The organism is Streptomyces sp. NPDC086835 (assembly GCF_044745705.1).
GTDB lineage: Bacteria > Actinomycetota > Actinomycetes > Streptomycetales > Streptomycetaceae > Streptomyces.
The window spans coordinates 374731-394606 of sequence record NZ_JBIVAU010000003.1; the positions used below are offsets into that span (position 1 = coordinate 374731).

General features: G+C 71.6%; 18 protein-coding genes. 9 read left to right on the plus strand and 9 right to left on the minus strand.

Annotated elements, in window-relative coordinates; genetic code table 11:
• Positions 1–168: 168 nt before the first annotated feature.
• Positions 169–1698, minus strand: coding sequence for an SDR family oxidoreductase (locus ACIPJI_RS13215; protein WP_402246174.1), 1530 nt, complete (start codon positions 1696–1698; stop codon positions 169–171).
• Positions 1699–1818: 120 nt separating this feature from the next.
• Entirely contained in the window at positions 1819–2475 is a 657-nt protein-coding gene (locus ACIPJI_RS13220) for a TMEM175 family protein (RefSeq protein WP_356621690.1), read from the minus strand.
• Positions 2476–2627: 152 nt separating this feature from the next.
• Here ACIPJI_RS13220 and ACIPJI_RS13225 point away from each other — a divergent pair, with 152 nt between their 5' ends.
• The 3 genes from ACIPJI_RS13225 to ACIPJI_RS13235 are packed head-to-tail and all read left to right on the plus strand — an operon-like array spanning position 2628 to position 7384.
• Complete coding sequence (locus ACIPJI_RS13225) at positions 2628–3596, plus strand: oxygenase MpaB family protein (protein ID WP_402246603.1); 969 nt, start codon at positions 2628–2630, stop codon at positions 3594–3596.
• The gene (locus ACIPJI_RS13230) at positions 3578–5836 is read left to right on the plus strand and encodes a tetratricopeptide repeat protein (protein WP_402246176.1); all 2259 of its coding nucleotides are present in this window, start codon (positions 3578–3580) and stop codon (positions 5834–5836) included. Before ACIPJI_RS13225 ends, ACIPJI_RS13230 begins: the two co-directional genes overlap by 19 nt.
• 9 nt (positions 5837–5845) lie before the next feature.
• The gene (locus tag ACIPJI_RS13235; RefSeq protein WP_402246178.1) at positions 5846–7384 is read left to right on the plus strand and encodes a phytoene desaturase family protein; all 1539 of its coding nucleotides are present in this window, start codon (positions 5846–5848) and stop codon (positions 7382–7384) included.
• A gap of 422 nt (positions 7385–7806) precedes the next feature.
• Here ACIPJI_RS13235 and ACIPJI_RS13240 read toward each other — a convergent pair whose 3' ends face one another.
• A complete protein-coding gene (locus ACIPJI_RS13240) occupies positions 7807–9630 on the minus strand; it encodes a serine hydrolase (protein ID WP_402246180.1) in 1824 nt (607 codons plus the stop codon).
• A 159-nt stretch (positions 9631–9789) separates the two neighbouring features.
• Here ACIPJI_RS13240 and ACIPJI_RS13245 point away from each other — a divergent pair, with 159 nt between their 5' ends.
• Together ACIPJI_RS13245 and ACIPJI_RS13250 are read left to right on the plus strand one after the other, a co-directional pair.
• Positions 9790–10899, plus strand: a complete 1110-nt coding sequence (locus ACIPJI_RS13245; protein WP_356621686.1) for a nitronate monooxygenase family protein — start codon at positions 9790–9792, stop codon at positions 10897–10899.
• Entirely contained in the window at positions 10896–12470 is a 1575-nt protein-coding gene (locus ACIPJI_RS13250; protein WP_402246182.1) for an acyl-CoA synthetase, read from the plus strand. Before ACIPJI_RS13245 ends, ACIPJI_RS13250 begins: the two co-directional genes overlap by 4 nt.
• Before the next feature lie 178 nt (positions 12471–12648).
• Here ACIPJI_RS13250 and ACIPJI_RS13255 read toward each other — a convergent pair whose 3' ends face one another.
• On the minus strand, positions 12649–13488 hold the full coding sequence (locus tag ACIPJI_RS13255; protein ID WP_402246184.1) for a class I SAM-dependent methyltransferase: 840 nt from the start codon (positions 13486–13488) through the stop codon (positions 12649–12651).
• 125 nt (positions 13489–13613) lie between these two features.
• Here ACIPJI_RS13255 and ACIPJI_RS13260 point away from each other — a divergent pair, with 125 nt between their 5' ends.
• Positions 13614–13796, plus strand: a complete 183-nt coding sequence (locus ACIPJI_RS13260; protein ID WP_402246186.1) for a transposase — start codon at positions 13614–13616, stop codon at positions 13794–13796.
• A gap of 176 nt (positions 13797–13972) precedes the next feature.
• Here ACIPJI_RS13260 and ACIPJI_RS13265 read toward each other — a convergent pair whose 3' ends face one another.
• Positions 13973–14362: a DUF3995 domain-containing protein gene (locus ACIPJI_RS13265; protein ID WP_402246188.1), complete on the minus strand. Its 390-nt coding sequence runs from the start codon at positions 14360–14362 to the stop codon at positions 13973–13975.
• Positions 14363–14433: 71 nt separating this feature from the next.
• Entirely contained in the window at positions 14434–14880 is a 447-nt protein-coding gene (locus ACIPJI_RS13270; protein WP_402246190.1) for a DUF6463 family protein, read from the minus strand.
• A 100-nt stretch (positions 14881–14980) separates the two neighbouring features.
• Here ACIPJI_RS13270 and ACIPJI_RS13275 point away from each other — a divergent pair, with 100 nt between their 5' ends.
• Both ACIPJI_RS13275 and ACIPJI_RS13280 read left to right on the plus strand, forming a co-directional pair.
• Complete coding sequence (locus ACIPJI_RS13275) at positions 14981–15547, plus strand: TetR/AcrR family transcriptional regulator (RefSeq protein WP_356621817.1); 567 nt, start codon at positions 14981–14983, stop codon at positions 15545–15547.
• A 466-nt stretch (positions 15548–16013) separates the two neighbouring features.
• Complete coding sequence (locus tag ACIPJI_RS13280; protein ID WP_402246192.1) at positions 16014–17123, plus strand: calcium:proton antiporter; 1110 nt, start codon at positions 16014–16016, stop codon at positions 17121–17123.
• Positions 17124–17192: 69 nt separating this feature from the next.
• On the opposite strand, the gene ACIPJI_RS13285 is transcribed toward ACIPJI_RS13280, so the two are convergent.
• The 3 genes from ACIPJI_RS13285 to ACIPJI_RS13295 form a co-directional block, all read right to left on the minus strand.
• Positions 17193–17591 (minus strand): DUF2267 domain-containing protein, encoded by a 399-nt coding sequence (locus tag ACIPJI_RS13285; RefSeq protein ID WP_307704626.1) that lies wholly within the window; start codon positions 17589–17591, stop codon positions 17193–17195.
• Positions 17592–17666: 75 nt separating this feature from the next.
• Positions 17667–18062 carry a DUF2267 domain-containing protein gene (locus ACIPJI_RS13290; protein ID WP_356621676.1) on the minus strand — a complete coding sequence of 132 codons (396 nt, stop codon included), beginning with the start codon at positions 18060–18062 and terminating at the stop codon, positions 17667–17669.
• Positions 18063–18173: 111 nt separating this feature from the next.
• Positions 18174–18608: an Hsp20/alpha crystallin family protein gene (locus tag ACIPJI_RS13295; RefSeq protein ID WP_402246194.1), complete on the minus strand. Its 435-nt coding sequence runs from the start codon at positions 18606–18608 to the stop codon at positions 18174–18176.
• Positions 18609–18739: 131 nt separating this feature from the next.
• On the opposite strand from ACIPJI_RS13295, the gene ACIPJI_RS13300 reads away from it, so the two are divergent.
• Positions 18740–19414, plus strand: a complete 675-nt coding sequence (locus ACIPJI_RS13300) for a hypothetical protein (protein WP_356621674.1) — start codon at positions 18740–18742, stop codon at positions 19412–19414.
• Positions 19415–19876: the final 462 nt, after the last annotated feature.

A 19876-nucleotide genomic window follows, 5' to 3' on the forward strand; every position in this document is an offset into this window, starting at 1 on the left:
CCGGCAGCCAGGTCGCGAGAAGGCCGGGCCACGCGGACGTGGACCATGGAGTCGGTCATGCCGAGGCCTCCAGGGTGGCGCGCCGGACCGGGCTGTCGACGTAGTGGTTGTCGAAGCGTTCCGAGGACTCGGCGATCTCCTTTTATCCGAGGATTCGGCGATCTCCTTTTAAGGGGGCGGCTTCTCCACGCGGGCGCTCATCTCTTCGGCGGCGACCCGGGTGATGTTGCGCGCCATGCCGCCGAACACCACGGCGTGGAACGGCGAGACGCTCCACCAGTAGGCGTGACCGAAGAGGCCGCGGGGGTGGAACAGGGCGCGCTGCCGGTAGCGGGTGCGGCCCTCGCCGTCGTCCTCGGCGTACATCTCGAGCCAGGCGAGGCCGGGCAGCCGCATCTCCGCACGCAAGCGGAGCAGACGCCCCGCCTCGATCTCCTCCACCCGCCAGAAGTCGAGCGAGTCGCCGGCCCGCAGGTGCTCGGCGTCGCGACGGCCGCGGCGCAGCCCCACACCGCCGACGAAACGGTCCAGCCGGCCGCGCACCGCCCAGGCGAGCGGGAAGGAGTACCAGCCGTTCTCCCCGCCGATGCCTTCGATCACCTTCCACAGCGCCTGGCGGGACGCCTCGACCGTCCGCTGCCGTTCGTCCACGTACAGGCTGCCGCCGGCCCAGTCCGGGTCGGTGGGCAGCGGATCGCTCGGAGCGCCGGGCAGGTCGGCCGACGACCAGCGGGTGGCGACCTGTGCTTCGCGGACACGCCGCAGCGCCAGGGCGACGGCCTCGTCGAACGGCAGTGGGTGACCGGGGGAGTCGGGCACGTGGCGGGCGATGTCGTGCTCCCGGCAGACGACCTCGTGGCGCAGCGACTCCGTCAGCGGCCGGGCGATGGACGCGGGCACCGGTGTGACGAGGCCGACCCAGTGACTGGACAGACCGGGACTGAGGACCGGCACGGGCACGATCAGCCGTTGCCGCAGCCCGGCCACGGCGGCGTATCGGCGCATCATGTCCCGATAGGTCAGGACGTCCGGCCCGCCGATGTCGAAGGCCCGGTTCACGTCGTCCGGCATGGTGGCCGAGCCGACGAGATACCGCAGCACGTCGCGCACCCCGATGGGCTGGACCGGGGTGCGCACCCAGCTGGGCGTGACCATGACCGGCAGCCGTTCGGTCAGGTAGCGCAGCATCTCGAAGGACGCCGACCCGGAGCCGATGACGACGGCGGCCCGCAGCACGGTGGCGGGCACGGGCGCGTCGAGAAAGATCCGACCGACCTCGGCACGCGAGCGCAGATGCGGGGAGAGCTCCCGCTCAGGAACGCCGCGCGGCGTGAGTCCGCCGAGGTAGACGACCCGCCGTACTCCGGCCGCACGAGCCTGCTCGGCGAAGGTGACGGCCGCACGACGGTCGGTCTCCTCGAACCCGGAGCCGGTCCCCAGAGCGTGCACCAAGTAGTACGCGACGTCGATGCCGTGCAGCGCCGCGGCGACCGAGTCGGCGTCGGTGACATCACCCTTGACCACCTCCACCGCTCCGGCCCAGGGGTGGTCACGCAGCTTGCCCGGGGTACGGGCGAGACATCGCACCCGGTGACCGGCCTTCAGCAGTTCCGGAACCAACCGCCCGCCGATGTATCCGGAGGCACCGGTCACCAGACAGTGCAGTCCGCCGGTCCCGGCGGTTCGGTCAGTGTCCATGTCAGCTCCTTCAGCGCTCGCTGGTTCGTGCGCCTGCTGTTGTCACCGTGCGCCTGGAGCGACCGACATCGGTGATCGCCCAGGCTCACTGCGTCGACCAGGCTCGTGACCGTGATCGTGTTACGTACTCTCCGGAGCCGAGTCGCGGGCGGCGGCGCGCAGGCGGTTGCCCCGCTCGCCGAGCACCCATTTGACCGGGATCAGCACCGCCCACCACAGCTTCGCGCCCGTCGGGGACACGAAGGCCAGCGGCACGGCGATGGCGAAGACCAGCACGGTCGCCGCGAGATCGGCCACGTCGTTGCGCGCGACGCGGTCGGGCAGCGCCGTACCGGACAGCCACGGGCGCTTCCACAGTGCGATCGTCAGCGCGAGTTGGGCGACCCCCATGACGGCCACGGCGCCGGAGTAGACGGCCACCGACCGGGACAGGTCCCCGTACTCGGCCAGCAAGGTGGTGGGGAAGGGCATCAGGGCGATGAGCCCCAGGCCCAGCAGTCCCAGCCAGATGACCGTCCCGTCCACCTTCTCCACGTACCGGAAGACCTGGTGGTGGCCCCGCCAGAATGCCGCGATGACCAGAAAGCTGAGAGCGTACGCCCACACGTTGGGCATCACGTCCGCCAGCGCCTCGTCGAAATCGGCGGGGTTCAGGCCGGCGGGCAGTGCGATGTCCAGCGCCAGCAATGTCATGGCGATGGCGAACACGCCGTCCGACAGTGCGATCAGCCGGACTGCGCTCCCCTCGTCGTCCCGTACGCGCTGGTGGCCCTTCACGCTGCCCCACCTTAGAGTCAGAAGTTCCTGAATACCCGGATTGATCCTTTCGGCTCGGCCGCACTTACCATGGTTCGACTCGGCCGCGGTTGCGAGGTGACCGTCGAGCGGCAGTGCCGGACGAGGGAGCTGGGTGACCCATGACCCGGGACATGACCCCGAAGATCCCTGACACGACCGCGGGCAGGGCGCCAGGACAGGCCGCCGACCCCGGACTGTTCGGGCCCGGCTCCGTGACCTGGAACATCCACGGCGACCCGATCATGTGGATCGCCGGTGTGCGCGCGCTCTACCTTCAGGCGCTGCATCCGCGTGCGGTCCGTGGCGTCATGCAGAACTCGGACTTCCGCGAGGACGCCTGGGGCCGGCTGCTGCGCACCGCGGACTTCGTCGGCACCATCACCTACGGAACCACCGACGCCGCCGAGAAGGCCGGCGCCCGCGTCCGCCGGATCCACAGCCGGCTGAAGGCCACCGACCCCGCCACCGGGGAGCGCTACGGCGTGGACGAACCGGAACTGCTGCTGTGGGTGCACTGCGCGGAGGTCGGCTCCTACCTCGAGGTCGCCCGTCGCTCCGGGCTGCCGCTGGACGACGAGCACGCCGACCGCTACCTCGGCGAACAGCGGGAAGCCGCCCGCCTCGTCGGACTCGACCCCGCTGCCGTGCCCGCCACCGCCGAAGAGCTGGCCGACTACTTCGAGACGGTCCGGCCGCAACTCGCCGCCGGCCCGGAGGCCCTGGACGTCGACGACTTCCTCCGCCGCCCGCCCGTCCATCCGCTCCTGGTCCCGGCACGACGACTGGCCTGGGAACGGGTGTCGGCACTCGCGTACAACGCCCTGCCCCCGTACGCCCACGCCCTGTACGGCAGAGCCGCCCCGCCCCCCGACCGCGTGACACGGCACCTCACCGTCACGGGCAACCTGCTGCGCTGCGTCCCCTCCCGTATACGCTGGCAACTCCCGCCCGGTCACATTCTCAAGGCGAGGGCGCGACTCGGGCCCGGCGCACGCCCGGCCCCGTACAAACTACGCAGACGGGCCGTCATACTGGACCGGCCGGGGAGGGCGCAGCGAAGTGACGGGGGCGACAGCACGAGATGGCGGAAACCAGGCTGATCCAGGGCCGCTACCGACTGCTCGATCTCATCGGGCGGGGCGGCATGGGCGAGGTGTGGCGGGCCCGCGACGAATCCCTCGGCCGTCATGTGGCCGTCAAGTGCCTGAAGCCGATCGGGTCCCAGCACGACCGGTCCTTCACGCGGATCCTTCGGGAACGCTTCCGCCGTGAGGCCCGCGTCGCCGCCGCCCTCCAGCACCGGGGCGTGACCGTCGTCCACGACTTCGGCGAGCACGAGGGCGTGCTGTACCTGGTGATGGAGCTGCTCGAGGGACGCAACCTCAGCCAGTTGCTCGAGGACAACAAGCAGCAGCCGCTGCCCGTCACCGACGTCGTCGACATCGCCGACCAGATCGCCGACGCCCTCGACTACACCCACGAACAGGGCATCGTGCACCGGGACCTCAAGCCCGCCAACATCATGCGGCTCACCGGCGGCGCGGTGAAGATCTGCGACTTCGGCATAGCGCGCCTCGGGGAGGACATCGGCTTCACGTCCAAGCTCACCGGCACCGGCATCGCCATGGGCACCCCGCACTACATGTCACCGGAGCAGATCGCCGGCGGCCAGGTCGACCACCGCAGCGACCTGTACTCGCTGGGCTGCGTGCTCTACGAGCTCGCCACCGGATCCCCGCCCTTCGACGTCGGCGACACCTGGTCGATCCTCGTCGGGCACCGCGACACCGTGCCACGGCCGCTGCGGGAACACCGCGACGAGATCCCCGAGTTCCTCGACCTGATGGTCCTCGACCTGCTCGCCAAGACGCCCGAGGAGCGGCCCGCCGCCGCGGGCGACCTGCGGCGCAGGATCGGCGCGTCCGGACACACACGGCACGCCCCCGCCGTCGTCCCGCTCCAGCGCCAGGCCCTGCCCGACGCCTCCCGGGAGGCCGCCCTGCCCTACTGGACCCGCGGCATGACGGTCGGTCACAAGGCGACCGGCACCTTCGCCGCGCCGTCCATCGCGCCGGAGCAGGACCACACGGCGACGCTCACCGGCCGGTGGACCAGCCCGTCCGTGCCCGCCGCTGCGCACACCGGTGTCCGCGTGCCCGCCCAGGGCCCCACGCGGCCCACTCCGCCGCCCGAGCTGCTCGCCGTCCTCGCCACCCGGCACAACGCGGGACTGAGCCTGGGCCGCCTCGGCCGGTGGGAGGAGGCGGGGGAGGTGCACCGCGCGGTGGCCACGGAACGCGAGGCGCTGCTGGGCGCCGACCATCCCGACACCCTGTCCAGCCGCTACGAGATCGGCTTCAGCCTCAGCCGCACCGGCCACGCCACGGACGCGCTCGAGGAGTTCGGACGGGTCGCCGCCGGCCGCGAGCGCGCCCTCGGCCCCGACCATCCCGACACGCTCGCCGCCCGTCAGGAGACGGCGTACGTGCTCGGCGGCCTCGGCCGGTACGCCGAGGCCGACAGGATCTACGCGGCCGTCCTCGAGTCCCGCGAGCGCACCATGGGGGCCGATCACCCGGACACCCTGCGCTGCCGGCACAACCTCGCCTTCAACCTGAGCCGGATGGGCCGGATCGAGGACTCCTTCCGGATCGCCGGCGATGTGGCGGCGGCCCGCGCCCGCGTGCTCGGCGACACCCACCGCGACACCCTGGTCACCCGCTACGAGATGGCCTACGCACTCGGACTGATGGGCCGCTGGGCGGAGGCGCTCGCCACCTACCAGGACGTCGCCGCGGCCCGCGCCGCGACCCTCGGCCCCGATCATCCGGACACCCTCGCGGCCCGCTACGAGACCGGAATCTGCCTCGGCCGGCTCGGCCGCGGCGCGGAGGCCCTGGACCTCTACCGCTCCCTCGTCGAGGACCGCACCCGCGTATGCGGGCCCGACGACCCGGAGACCCTCCGCGCGCGCCACGGACTCGGCGTCAATCTCGGCCGGCTCGGCCGCTGGGAGGAGGCCCTCGCCGAGGCGCGCGAAGTGAGCGACCTGCGCGAGCGGGTCCTCGGTCCCGGCCACCCCGACACGCTGGTGAGCCGGCGCGAGGTGGCCGTGGCGCTCGGCTGGCTGGCCCGCTGGGCCGAAGCGCTCGGCGTCTACGTGCAGGTCGCGCAGGAACGCGAGCGGGTCCTCGGCCCCGAGCACCCCGACGCCCTCTCCAGCAGGAACGACGAGGCGCACTGCCTGGAGCAGCTGGGCCGCCACACCGAGGCCGTGGAGCTGTACCGGCGCGTCGCCGCGCTGCGCGGGACGGTGACGGAGCGGGCGCCCGGCGGTTAGTGTCCGCCCATGCCCGCACTCGCCTCGTACGACGCCGTCATCGTGGGCGGCGGCCACAACGGCCTGGTCGCCGCCGCCTATCTGGCCCGCGCCGGGCGCTCCGTCCTGCTGCTGGAGCGCCGGCCGCACACCGGGGGAGCGGCCGTCTCCACCCGTCCGTTCCCCGGTGTCGACGCCCGCCTGTCCCAGTTCTCCTATCTCGTCTCGCTGCTGCCCGACAAGATCGTGCGCGACCTGCGGCTGGACTTCACCGTGCGTAAGCGCACCGTCTCCTCCTACACGCCCAAGGGCGACGGCGGCCTGCTGGTGGGCGGCGCCCGGACCAGGGAGTCCTTCGGGGCCCTCACCGGCGGGGACCGCGAGTACACGGCGTGGCGCGAGTTCTACGGCATCACCGGCCAGGTCGCCCAGCGCGTCTTCCCGACGCTGACGGAGCCGCTGCCCACAAGGGACGAACTACGGAAGCGGGTCGACGACGAGCAGGCCTGGCGGATGCTCTTCGAGGAGCCGATCGGCGCCGCGATCGAGAAGCGGTTCACCGACGACCTGGTCCGCGGGGTCGTCCTCACCGACGCCCTCATCGGCACGTTCGCCGATGCCCACGACCCGTCGCTGGTGCAGAACCGCTGCTTCCTCTATCACGTCATCGGCGGCGGCACCGGCGACTGGGACGTGCCCGTCGGCGGAATGGGCGCGCTCACCGACGCGCTGGCCGCCGCGGCACGCGACGCGGGTGCCGAGTTCGCGCTCGAACACGAGGTCACCCGGATCGACACCGACGGCGAGCGCGCCGAGGTCGCCTACCGGAACCGCGCGGGCGAGGGCGCGGTCGCCGCCCGCCGGGTCCTGGTGAACGCCTCGCCGCAGGCGCTCGCCGCGCTCCTCGGAGAGGAGAGCCCGGAACCGGCGGAGGGCGCGCAGCTGAAGATCAACATGCTGCTGCGGCGGCTGCCGCGGCTGCGGGACAGCTCCGTGGCCCCCGAGGACGCCTTCTCCGGCACGTTCCACGTCTCCGAGGGCTACGCTCAACTGGCCACCGCCTACCAGGAGGCCGCCGCGGGGCGGCTGCCGAGCGCTCCGCCGTCCGAGATCTACTGCCATTCGCTGACCGATCCGTCGATCCTCTCGCCGGAACTCGCGGCCCAGGGCTGCCACACACTGACGCTCTTCGGACTGCACACCCCCGCGAGGCTGTTCGCCCAGGACAACGAACGGACGCGTGCGGAGTTGCTGACCGCGACGCTCGCCGAACTGGACGAGTACCTGGCGGAGCCGATCGCCGAGTGCCTCGCGTTCGACGCGAACGGCGAACCGTGCATCGAGGCCAAGACACCGCTGGACCTGGAGCGGGAACTGCGGCTGCCCGGCGGCCACATCTTCCACCGTGACCTGTCCTGGCCGTACACCACCGGCACCGGCGCCACGGGACGGTGGGGTGTGGAGACCGCGCACGCCAACGTCCTGTTGTGCGGCGCGGGCGCCGTCCGCGGCGGCGGAGTCAGCGGCGTGCCGGGACACAACGCCGCGATGGCCGCGCTGGGGCGCTGACGCCGGCCACTCGGACGGCGCCCGCGCCGGGCGCTTGGGCCGCGGGAGTACGCCGGTCCGGTGCCCGCGCCCGCCGGTCCGGTGCCCGCGCCCGCCGGTCCGGTGCTGGGCTCGGGTTCGGGTTCGGCGCGGGCATACGCCGGGGCCGGTCGCGTACGGGCAGCCGCGCCCGAGCGCGGCCGCGCGCTGGTCCCGGTCCCGGGTGCCGGCGCGACACGCGTGGCGGGCCGCGCCGGGTTGTGGCGGTCCGGTACGGCCGGCTGCTTACCGGGCTCGGCCGCGCGCCGGTCCCGGGTGTCGGCGCGGCTCGTGTGCCGGTGCCGGTTCCGTCGAGGTCCCCGGCCGGGCTCGGCCGCGCGCTCCGGACCGGGTGCCGGCGCCCCGTGCCGGGCGGGCGCCGGTTCCGGTTCCGTGAGTGGTCGTCAGTCCCTGGACGCCGTCCAGCCCTTGGGCTCGATCAGGGCGGCGTCCTCGGGGCGTGCCTCGTCGAAGGCGGCCGGGCCCGGGCCGTCCTCGATGCGGATCGCGTCGACGTAGGCGCCCCGGCCGACGTAGAGCTGGTCGGTCGCGTACCGCCAGCGCAACCGTACCGGTGAGCCCCGCCACGCCGTCAGGTCCGCGGTGATCCGGTGCCATGCCCGGCCGGACCAGCCGGTCGCCGAGCCGGCCGGGTGGGGTACCTCCTCGCCGCCCTTGCGGGCCGCCGTGAACGGGACCGGCCGCCAGGTCACCCCCTCGTCCTGTGACGCCTCGAGGTACAGCGCGTCGGAGCGCGGTTCGGTGTCCCACCACAGCGAGCACCGCAGCAGGGGCCTGGCCGAGGCGAGCGCGAGTGTGGGCAGAGTGAGGGTCGCCGCGGTGGAGCCGGTCATGCCGGCGAACCAGGCGGTGCGGCCGTGGTCGGGACGGACGGCGACGGCCCTGGCCATGTTGTTGGCCGCGGCGACCCGGGGCGCGCTGCCGGATCGCCAGCTGCGGACGGGGTGGACGGAGTTGCCGAGCACGATCAGGAACGAGTCGGTGGTCGGGTCGAGGACAAGGCTGGTGCCGGTGAAGCCGGTGTGCCCGGCGGTCCGCGGTGTCGCCATCGCGCCCATGTACCAGTGCTGGTAGAGCTCGAAGCCCAGGCCGTGCTCGTCGCCGGGGAAGGCGGTGTTGAAGTCGGAGAACACCAGCTCGACGGAGGCCGGGCGCAGGATCCGGGAGCTGCCGTAGACACCGCCGTTCAGCAGCGTGCGGGCGAGGACCGCCAGGTCCCAGGCGCAGGAGAAGACGCCGGCGTGACCGGCGACGCCGCCGAAGCTGTACGCGTTCTCGTCGTGGACCTCGCCCCACACCAGGCCGCGGTCGAGCCCGGACCAGGGGAGCCTGGCGTCCTCGGTGGCCGCGATCTTCGGCTTCCAGGAGGCCGGCGGATTGAAACGGGTGCGGTGCATCCCGAGCGGAGCAGTGATCTCGTCGTGGAGCAGCGCATCCAGCGGGCGACCGGTGATCTTCTCCAGCACGAGTTGGAGCGAGATCAGGTTGAGGTCGGAGTAGAGGTACGCGGTGCCGGGCGGGTTCGCCGGGGCCTCGTTCCACAGCCGCTCGAGCCGGGCCTCCTGCGTCGGCTCCCTGAACAGCGGGATCCAGGAACGAAAGCCGGAGGTGTGCGTGAGCAGCTGACGCACCGTGATGTCCTGCTTGCCCGCACCGGCGAAGCGCGGCAGGTAGGAGGCGACCGGGGCCTCCAGCTCCAGCGTGCCCCGCTCGATCTGCTGCACCGCCAGGACGGACGTGAAGAGCTTGGAGACGGACGCCAGGTCGAAGACCGTGTCCTCGGCCATGGGGATCTGCTGGTCGGCCGGGAGCTCGACGGCCGTGTCGGTCTTCTCGTCGTACGCCGAGTAGCGCAGTGCCTTGCCGATCGCCCGGTGCAGCGCCACCGTCCCGCCCCGCCCGGCGAGCAGCACCGCACCCGCGTACCACGGGTGCTTGGGGGAGGGGGCGAGGAACTTCTCGGCGTCCGAGACCAGTTGGTCGAGATGACGGGCCAGCAGCCCGGCCCGCTGCGGAGTGCCGCGCCGCAGCGTCGGCCGGTGTCCCGAGCCGCTGCCCGGGCCCGTCCCGCCGGCGCCCGAGCCTCCGCCCTGCCCGGCAGCGGCCGCGAAGGGGACCGGCCCAAGGGCGAGTGCACCGCCCAGCGTCAGCACTCCGCCGCCCAGCCTCCGTCTACTGATCCCTCTGCCCGCCGAGTCGTCGGTCATACGGACCCCTCTCTGCGCGTCTTTGAAAGTATCTTTCGGATCTTCCGCGACACGTGAAACTTTCTTGCGGTCCTCGGTGTCTGTCAACCACTCCCAAGAATCTGACGCTGCATCAGAAAATGTCTTCCCTCGTCCGCCGCTCTGCGGCATCCTGCGCCCATGGAGACGGAGCTGAGCAGACAACTGGGCATCGAGCACGCCATCTTCGGCTTCACCCCGTTCCCCGCGGTGGCCGCCGCCATCAGCCGTGCCGGGGGCTTCGGCGTACTCGGCGCGGTCCGCTACACCGCGCCGGAAGACCTGAGACGTGACCTCGACTGGATGCAGGAGCACACCGGCGGCCTGCCCTACGGGCTCGACGTCGTCATGCCCGCCAAGAAGGTCGAGGGCGTGAGCGAGGCGGACGTCGAGGCGATGATCCCCGAGACGCACCGCAGGTTCGTGACCGACACCCTTGCCCGGCACGGCGTACCCGAACTGGCCGAAGGCGAGGCCTCCGGATGGCGCATCACCGGCTGGATGGAGCAGGTGGCCCGCAGCCAGCTCGATGTCGCCTTCGACCATCCCGTCAAACTGCTCGCCAACGCCCTCGGCCCGCCACCCGCCGACGTCGTCGCACGCGCTCACGACCACGGAGTCCTCGTCGCCGCCCTCGCCGGCAGCGCCGCTCATGCCCGCCGCCACGCCGAGGCGGGCATCGACGTGGTCGTCGCTCAGGGGTACGAGGCCGGCGGCCACACCGGTGAGATCGCCTCCATGGTGCTCACCCCCGAAGTCGTCGACGCGGTCGGCCCCTTGCCGGTCCTCGCGGCCGGAGGCATCGGAAGCGGCGAACAGATCGCCGCGGGCCTCGCGCTCGGCGCCCAGGGCGTCTGGCTCGGCTCCCTGTGGCTCACCACCACGGAGGCCACTCTCGGATCCCGCGCCCTCACCGCGAAACTGCTGGCCGCGGGCTCCGGCGACACCGTCCGCTCCCGCGCCCTCACCGGCAAGCCCGCCCGCCAGCTGCGCACCGCTTGGACGGACGCCTGGGACGACCCGGCCGGCCCCGGCACCCTGCCCATGCCGCTCCAGGGACTGCTCGTGGCGGAGGCGGTCTCCCGCATCCAGCGGTACGAGGTCGGGCCGCTGCTGGGCACCCCCGTGGGCCAGATCGTCGGCCGCATGAACTGCGAGCGCAGTGTGCGGGAGGTCTTCGACGACCTGACCCGCGGCTTCGAGCAGGCCGTCGACCGCATCAACCGTATCGCCGGAAGGAGCGCGTCATGACCGATGCACCCGTAGACGCTTCCGTGCCGGCGGGGAACGGCTTCTGGGCGCAGGCCGCCGCCGACCCCGGCCGGACCGTACTGACCGATCCGGCCGGCAGGAGCTGGACGGCGGGCGAGCTGCATGCCGCCGCGAACCGTCTGGTGCACGGGCTGCGCGCGGCGGGCCTCGAACGCGGGGACGCGTTCGCCGTCGTCCTGCCGAACTGCGCGGAACTCGTCGCCGCCTATCTCGCCGCCGCCCAGGCGGGTTTCTACCTCGTCCCCGTCAACCACCACCTCGTCGGCTCCGAGATCGCGTGGATCGTCTCCGACTCCGGCGCCAAGGTGCTCCTCACCCACGAACGCTTCGCCGACGCGGCGGCCGACGCCGCCGACGAGGCGGACCTGCCCCTCACTCACCGCTACTCCGTCGGCGACGTGGCCGGTTTCCGCCCCTACGAGGAGCTCCTCGGGGGACAGCCGGACACGCCGCCGCAGGACCGCACGCTCGGCTGGGTCATGAACTACACCTCCGGCACCACCGGCCGTCCGCGCGGCGTCCGGCGGCCACTGCCCGGCAGGCTCCCGGAGGAGAGCCACCTCGGCGGCTTCCTCGGCATCTTCGGCATCCGGCCCCACGACGGGAACGTGCATCTCGTCTGCTCGCCGCTGTACCACACGGCGGTGCTGCAGTTCGCGGGCGCGGCCCTGCACATCGGGCACCCTCTCGTACTGATGGACAAGTGGACGCCCGAGGAGATGCTGCGTCTCATCGACACGCACCGGTGCACGCACACCCACATGGTGCCGACCCAGTTCCACCGCCTGCTCGCCCTGCCGCAGGACGTGAAGCGGCGCTACGACGTCTCGTCGATGCGGCACGCCGTCCACGGGGCGGCGCCCTGCCCCGAGCACGTCAAACGGGCCATGATCGACTGGTGGGGCGGCTGTGTGGAGGAGTACTACGCGGCCAGCGAGGGCGGCGGCGCGTTCGCGACGGCCGACGAATGGCTCAAGAGGCCCGGCACGGTCGGCAGGGCCTGGCCGATCAGTGAGCTGGCCGTCTTCGACGACGAAGGCAACCGGCTGCCGCCGGGGGAACTCGGCACGGTGTACATGAAGATGACGACCGGCGGCTTCAGCTACCACCGGGACGAGGCCAAGACGCGGAGCAACCGCATCGGCGACTTCTTCACGGTCGGCGATCTCGGCCACCTCGACGAGGACGGTTACCTCTTCCTGCGCGACCGCAAGATCGACATGATCATCTCGGGCGGGGTGAACATCTATCCGGCCGAGATCGAGGCGGCGCTGCTCACCCACCCCGCCGTCGCCGACGCGGCGGCCTTCGGCGTCCCGCACGCCGACCGCGGCGAGGAGGTCAAGGCCGTGGTGGAACCGGCGGACGGCCACCCGCCGGGCGACGCCCTCGCCGCCGAGATCCTCACCCACTGCGCACGGCACCTGGCCCCCTACAAGCGCCCCAGATCGGTGGACTTCGTCGCCTCCATGCCACGCGATCCCAACGGCAAGCTCTACAAGCGGCGTCTGCGGGAGCCGTACTGGGAGGGCCACGAGCGCGCCATATGACCGCCGGCGCGGGGCCGCGGGCCACGGGTGGTGCCCGCAGCCGTCGTACCAGGGCTTGGAGCCGGCGTCCGCCGGTCGCGTTCGTAGCCTGCGGTCCGACACCTGCACGCTTACCCGGGCGCCTGCGCCACTTCGTCGACCGAGTTCCGGGTCGCTCACCGCGGCGCGCCGAGCGGCGTCACCGACCGGGGGACACCCCCAGCTCGATGAGATGTCGCTTGGTCACCCGGCCGCCGTACTCCCCGTCGATCAGCCCGGCGACGCACTCCAGGAGCCCTTTCCTGGCGGCTTCCGGAAGAGCGCGGTGGCCGGAGTAGGTCCGCAGCAGTTCCAGGTATTCCGACGTGGCGTACGTGAGGTCCTGCTCGTAGCGGCGGAAGACCGTGGGGCCGAACCGGCCGCTCCGCGCGACCTCCTCGGCATGGTCGGAGCCGTCGATGTCGGCAGCCGCAGGAGGCCGCAGCCCGGGCGGCGTGGCCGGGTCGAAGCGCTCGTAGCAGCGCTGGACCTTGACGAAGAACTCCTCGGTGCCGCCCGTCACATGCTGGCTGCGCACCACGGCGAGCGCCCCGCCCGGGCGCAGCGCGTCGGCGGCCTTGGCCATCCGCACCGCCGGGTCGATCCAGTGGAACGCCGTCGCCGAGACGACCGCGTCGAACGGTTCCTCAGGCAGCGGCCAGCTCTCGAAGTCCGCGGTCACCACCTCCACCGCCGAGGCCCCGGCCAGGTTGCGACGGGCGATCGTGGCCATGCGCGATCCCGCCTCGACGGCCGTGATCCGGCAGCCCCGCGCGGCCGGCGGCACCGTCGCCTGACCGGTCCCGCAGCCGACCTCCAGTACGCGGCTGCCGGTGCGGACACCCGCGAGTTCGGCGAGGTCGTCGTACAGCTCCGTCGGATATCCGGGCCTGGCCCGGTCGTACAACTCCGCGTCCTCGTCGAAAATCCGGCTCAGGCGTGTCCGCCGGGACTCCTCGGGTGTGTCGTCGCGTTTCGCTCGCGTGGTGTCGTCGGGCACGCGGAGCAGGTTAGGGCCTGTTCTGAGTTCTGATGGTCAGGGTCGCGGTCTGCTCCCGTGAGAGGGGTGCGGCCGGGTAGAGGACCGGTATGACGTGTGGCGAGCTGAGCGGTGGTGAGTGAGAGTTGGTCGAGCCGTTCCTCCTGATCGGGGAGCGCGGTCCCCACCCGCAGCGACTGCGGGACCAGTTCAACGGGGTGGCGTGGTGCACTCGCACGGGCAGTCCGTGGCGGGACATTGCCGAGGTGTACGGGGCCTGGCAGGCCGCCGTCACCTTGAAGCGAAGCCCTCGCCTCGATCATTCGTGACGGCCTGTCGGTTCACCTGGCGGTCCGTTTCGGCCTGTTGGGTGAGGGTGCGGACGTGTTGTGGGACCGGCTGTCGCGTTGGGTTGGCCGACAGCCTGCCCACCCACAGAAATCCGAGCCACAAACGAATGAAAAGGGCGCCGGCCAACTGACGGGGCTCTCATACAAGATCGAGATCAACGCCTGCTCGCGGCTACCGCGACAGTTCCGCTCAGGGCGGCGAGTGCCACACACAACGGCGAGTACAGGAAAGTGTTCAAGCGCTGGAATTCGCTGGCGGCTCCGGAGTTCATGAAGTACCCACCCAGGCCACGGGCGAGCAGAACCACCGTCAGGCCGTACATGCCCACCAACCGCAGCCAGTCCGGGCCGATCGCCGGGATGGACTCATTGACCATGAGAGTGAGCACAGCGCCACCGACCAGTGCCAGACCCACCAGAACGGTGCTCGGTCCCGGCGGCATCTCGCCGTCGTCGCTGCCACCGATCGTCTTGGTGAACGTGATTGCATCCTTCATCGGCCAGGGGGAGAACGCCCAGATGAAGTGCAACAAGCCGATTGCCATGAGGACAATCGTCAACACCGCAGGGACCACAGTGCGGACCATATCCAGTGCCTCCAACTCAGTGGCTTGTTTCAATGGTCTTCGGCGTCCCTCGCGCCGGGGCCACGCGCGGCCAGTACGAGCAGCACCCCGACCAGCAGCAAGGCCCATGCCGGCGAGGCGGGAAGTAGGGCGACCAGCACCACACCCCAGGCGGTCATGGCCCAGCCGAACGGGGCGGGCACCCGCTCGCCCCGCTTCGCCGTCCACAGCACGAAAGCGCCGAGCAGCAGCACCGGCACCCCGAAGCTGCCTGGCGCGACCCAGAAGGCCTCGGAGTAGGCCAGGTTCTTGGGGGTGACGTCCAGCGAGATGGTCTGCCACGGCCCCTGGTCAAAGATGTCCGACCAGGCGTCCCGATTGTCCAGCGGCGACACGACGATGTGAATCACGCCGAAGGCCACGGCGATCCAGCCGGCCGCGTGCGTGAGCTTCGGCTTGTTCAGACGGGATGTGCGCGTGGCGTCTGGGAGTGTCATGACTGCCCCCCTCATCTATACAGCATTGTATAAATGAAACCCTAGCACCCATCTATACGATGGCGTCTAGATGGGTGATCGAAGCGGAACGGAGCAGATCATGGCGGTGGCTCGCACCCCGCGTCACAAGTGGATCGACGAAGGACTGCGTGCACTCGCGACAGGCGGCCCGGACGCCGTCCAGATCGAGGCGCTGGCGAAGGCTCTCGGCGTGTCCAGGGGCGGCTTCTACGGATACTTCGCCGACCGGCGCGCCCTGCTCGAGGAAATGCTCGACCGCTGGGAACGCGACGTCACCGATAACGTGGAAGCACGCGTCGAGAAGGAAGGCGGCGATGCGAAAGCCCGTCTGCGCCACCTGTTCGCGATCGTCGACGCCGGCGGCGGACTTGACACAGACATCACGACCGACCTGGCGATTCGCGACTGGGGTCGGCGCGATCCGGCGGTCGCCGAACGCCTTCGGCGCGTCGACAACCGCCACATGGACTACCTGCGTTCGCTGTTCCGCGCCTTCTGCGCCGACGAGGACGAAGTCGAGGCGCGCTGCCTGATCACCTTCTCGCTGTACATCGCCGACCAGTTCATGTTCGCCGACCGAGGCGATCGCAGCCGTGCCGACGCCCACGAACTGACAACGAGGTGGTTGCTCGACTCTCCGAGCTAGGACCTTTTCGCAGCCGTGATCAGCGGTTGTCGGGTTCTGACTCTTGAGGGTGCTGCGAGCTGGTAGAACGCGCGTGGGGCGAGACGTGAACTCGGCGATGATGAACGGGAGTTGATTGAGCCGTTCCTGCCGATCGGGCAGTACGGCCCCTGTCCGGAGCATCTGCGGGAGCAGTTCGAGGGGGTGATCTGGCGGTTTCGTACGGGCAGCCAGGGGCGGGAGATACGGCCCGGTCTCCCACGACGCCGACCTGTACCGGGAGCGCAACACCGTGGAACGGGTGATCGAGCATGTCCGGCCTCCATGCGCCGACACCGGCCGGGAGGGCCCCGTACGCGGCGCGATGCGCATTTCCGCGGGCCGGTGGTTCCAGTCGGCGGCCCAGGCGCGACCGGCCCCCGGCCGCCCGGCGTAGCAGCCGCGAGTCGTCGCGCGGGGACCGCCGGGCGCTGGCAGCCTGGCACCTATGAGCGCGGTGAAGATCAAGTCCGTCTTGGGTCAATGGACCGTCTGGGTGCCGCTGGTGGCGCTGGTCGCCCTGGTGCTCAGCTGGGGCCGGGACCTGCCGCTGCTCGCGGTGATCGTCGTGGCCGTCTGTCTGGCGGGTGCGGTGCTCGCGGCGGTGCACCATGCCGAGGTGGTCGCCCACCGGGTGGGAGAGCCGTTCGGCTCGCTGGTGCTCGCCGTCGCCGTGACCGTCATCGAAGTGGCGCTCATCGTCACCCTCATGGTCGACGGCGGTGACAAGTCGGCGTCCCTTGCCAGGGACACCGTGTTCGCCGCCGTGATGATCACATGCAACGGGATCGTCGGGCTCTCCCTGCTGGTGGGGGCCCTGCACCGCAGGGTCGCCGTGTTCAACGCCGAGGGGTCCGGCGCCGCGCTCGCCACCGTCGCGACACTCGCCACCCTCAGTCTGGTGCTGCCGACCTTCACCACGAGCAAGCCGGGCCCGGAGTTCTCCACCGCCCAGCTGACGTTCGCCGCGGTCGCGTCACTGGGGCTGTACGGACTGTTCGTCGCGATGCAGACCGTACGTCACCGTGAGCACTTCCTGCCCGTCACGCACGACGGGACCGTCAAGGACGACACGGACGAGGAGCACTCGGGGGTACCCGGCCGCTCGGTCGCTCTGCTCAGCCTCATCATGCTCCTCGTCGCACTGGTCGCCGTGGTGGGCGACGCCAAAGCGGTGTCGCCCACCATCGAGTCCGGCGTCGACTCCGCGGGGCTGCCCCACTCCGTCGTCGGCGTCGTCATCGCCCTGCTCGTCCTCATGCCGGAGACGCTCTCCGCCGTGCGCGCCGCCCGCCGGGACCAGGTGCAGCGGAGCCTCAACCTGGCGCTCGGGTCCGCCATGGCCAGCATCGGTCTGACGATCCCGGTGATCGCCCTGGCCACCATCTGGCTGGAAGGGCCGCTGCTGCTCGGTCTCGGAGCCACCCATATGGTGCTGCTCGCGCTCACCGTCGTCGTCGGCGCTCTCACCATCGCGCCGGGGCGGGCCACGCTGCTCCAGGGCGGGGTGCATCTGGCGATCCTCGCCGCGTACGTCTTTCTCGCCGTGAACCCGTGAACCCGTGAGCCCGTGAGCCCGAGGCCCCGTGAGTCCGCTGCCCGGGGCCTGGCGGGGCCGGGCGACCGGTCAGGCGGCCGCGGTGAGTTCGGCCCGGCCGAAGAGGAGCGCGTAGCCGCGCGGCAGTTCGGACAGCAACCGCAGCGAGAGGTCCTCGCCGGCGAGTTGCGCGATCAGGGAGAGGACGGTGCTGGTGGCCCAGCGCGCCTCCGGTCCGGTGCAGGTGGGCAGGTGTCCGGCGACGGCGTCGACGAACACGGGCGCCGGCAACGGCTCCGTGAGCGGGATCTGGGCCGTGAGGATCGCGGCAGCCTCGACGGGCAGCAGGCGGGCGAGCTCGCAGCGTTCGTCACCGCTCACATGACTGCCCAGGACGGTCAACACGGCGCGCAGAACGTCTTCGGCCTCCTCGCCGGTCGCATAGCGGCCCGAATAGCGCACCTGCTCGATGAGCTGCTGCCACTGCACGGTCGGTGGTCCTCTCTTTCGTTGTGGTCCTGCCACGTCGGTGCTGCACCGCGCGGCGGGGTCGGTGGTGGTGTGTCAGATGTGCTGGGGGCGCCCGAAAAGGACGTCGTAGCCCGGGGGCAGCTGGAGCAGGACGCGGTGCAACAGGTCGTCGCCGGCGGCGTCGGCCGCCACGCTCAGCACCGCGCTGACGTCCCACTTCGCGGTCTTTTCCGTCGCCCCGTCGATCCAGGCCGCCGTCGCCCGTACGAAGCGCTCGGGATCCAGGGGCTCTGCCGCCTGAAGCGGATTGAGCAGGATCATGGCGAACGTCTCCGGCAGCCGTGCGGCCAGCTCCGCGCGCTCCTTGCCCACGAGGTGCGCCCCGAGCAGGGCTAGCACAGTGCGGGCGGCCCGTTCGGCCTCCTGGGCCGATGAGTATTCGCCGCGGTCCTGCACGGCGTCGAGAAATGCCTGCCAACGCATAGCCATCTACTGCCCCCTGACTCTGCTCGCGGACTGTGCTCGCGACGGTACGGAGGACGGGGCCGGGAGGGGGAGTGCGTGGCGCCCCGTCCTCCGTCGATGAGCGACGGCTACCGCTCAGCCGCCGATCTGCTTCTTCTCGCCGCCGGCGCGGATGCTGATCTTGCGGGGCTTCGCGCGCTCGGCGATCGGGATACGCAGGGTCAGGACCCCTGCGTCGTAGGCCGCCTCGATGTGTTCGGTGTCGAGAGTGTCGGCCAGCATCACCTGCCGGGAGAAGACTCCCAGCGGCCGCTCGGACAGTTCCATCTGGACGTCGTCGGCCTTGGTGGCCGGTCGCCGTTCCGCCTTCACTGTCAGCATGTTGCGCTCGACGTCGATCTCGATCGCGTCGGAGGACACGCCGGGCAGGTCGAAGGCGATCACGTAGACGTCGCCCTCGCGGTAGGCGTCCATCGGCATCGCCGACGGGCTCGACCATGTGCCGCTGGAACCCAGGAGCTGCTGGGCGAGCCGGTCGAGCTCACGGAACGGGTCGGTGCGCATCAACATCGCAGAAACACCTCCATTGGTTCAGGCAGTAGTGCCAAGGCCAATGCGCTTCACCTGACACCGTTGTAACATGTCATCCATCCGATGACAAGACGGAATGTCATTGAAAGGGTGACACCTCAGGAGGCAGCGTGACCCCAGCCGACCAGCCCGGACCGCCGGGCAGCCCCGCTTCGTTGCTCGCCGCGACGGCGGCACTGCGGACCATCGACGAAGCGGTGCGCACTGCCCGTGCCGGCACCGGCCGTGACCACCATGACGACAGGGATTCCGGCCCCACGGGACCGGAAGAGGCCCTGGCCGCCCTGCTCCTGCTGCGGGAGATGCGCCGGCAGCTCGCCGGCTGGGAGACGGGACTGATCGAGGCCGCGCGCGACGCGGGCGCCAGCTGGGCCGACCTGGCCCAGCCCCTCGGCGTCGCCAGCCGCCAGGCCGCCGAGCGCCGCTATCTGCGGCTGCGCCCCGGCGCCGCCGGCACCACGGGCGAACAGCGCATCCAGGCCACCCGGGACCGGCGTGCCGCCAACCGCACCGTCACCGCCTGGGCCCGGGACAATGCCGCTGACCTGCGCCGGCTCGCAGGGCAGATCGCCTCCCTCGGCGACCTTCCCAGTCAGGCCCGTGGCACGGTGGACGACCTCGTCCGGGCCCTGGGCGACGACGACGCCTCCGGCCTCGTCGGCCCGCTGATGGAGTCCCGCGCGCATCTGGGCGACCACCCGGAACTGGCCGCCCGCGTCGACGACCTCGATCGCCAGGCCACGAAGCTGCGCCGGAGCAGCGACCGGCGCCGCACCGCCGGCTGACACCGACGCGCCGCTGCTGGTGGACCCTGTCCCCGACACACGTGGGCCTGCCCGGCCGGGGCCACGGGCCCGCGCCGCCGAGGCGGGTACGGCCGTACCAGCGGGACCTGGGTCCCAGCGCCGCGCTGGGACCGGCCCCCCAGCGCGCCTGGGAGTTGGCTGCCTTTCCGGGCGCTACCGGGCCCGCGGCGCCGAGGGGGTACGGCCGCACCACCGGTATCTGCGTCCCGGCCCGCGGCCGCACCGGCACCCGACGCGCGCCCGGGAGTGGTCTGCACGGGCCGGCGCCCACCCGGCCCGCACCGCCGGGACGCGGCCGACCCGACCCTGGACGCGCGCCCCGGTGTCGCCTGCGCTGCCCGGCGCCCACCCGGGCCGCACCCCCGAGGCGGCCGTCGCAGCACCACCGCGAGGCGCGCACACCGGCGGCGGGCAGGCGCCGGGGCGGGCCGTGCCCGGCCC